Below are 521 nucleotides of genomic sequence, written 5' to 3'. Positions count from 1 at the left end.
GCTGGATAGCGAGCCGGACGGGGAGCCGGTGCCGCTGGCCGCCGATGCCCCGGTGCTGCTGCAGGCGGACGATTTAAAGGTGGCGTTTCCCGTTCGCAAAGGGATCCTGCGTCGGGTGGTCGATCATCATCGGGTGGTCAACAGCCTTAGCTTTCAGCTGCGCGCCGGCGAGACGCTGGGCCTGGTGGGGGAATCGGGTTCCGGTAAAAGCACCACCGGCCTGGCCCTGCTGCGCCTGATCCCGTCCGGGGGCAAGATAACCTTCGCCGGCCAGCCGATTCAGGGGCGTAACCGCCGACAGCTGCTACCGCTGCGCCGACAGATGCAGGTGGTTTTTCAGGATCCGAACTCGTCGCTCAATCCGCGCCTCACGGCGCAGCAGATCATTGAGGAAGGCTTGCGCGTCCACCAGCCGACGCTGACGGCGGCCGAACGCGAACAGGCGGTGATCCTTGCCATGCAGGAGGTCGGCCTCGACCCGGCCAGCCGCCAGCGCTATCCGGCGGCGTTCTCCGGTGGCC

General features: G+C 67.2%; 1 protein-coding gene. It reads left to right on the top strand.

Going from position 1 to position 521, the window contains the following annotated elements; translation table 11 throughout:
• Window positions 1-115: 115 nt before the first annotated feature.
• Window positions 116-521, top strand: a 406-nt coding sequence (locus FJV41_RS55430; RefSeq protein WP_438616795.1) for an ATP-binding cassette domain-containing protein, incomplete at its 3' end; no start/stop codon positions are given.

The organism is Myxococcus llanfairpwllgwyngyllgogerychwyrndrobwllllantysiliogogogochensis (assembly GCF_006636215.1).
Taxonomy (GTDB): Bacteria; Myxococcota; Myxococcia; order Myxococcales; family Myxococcaceae; genus Myxococcus; species Myxococcus llanfairpwllgwyngyllgogerychwyrndrobwllllantysiliogogogochensis.
This window is presented reverse-complemented; position numbering and strand designations above follow the sequence as displayed.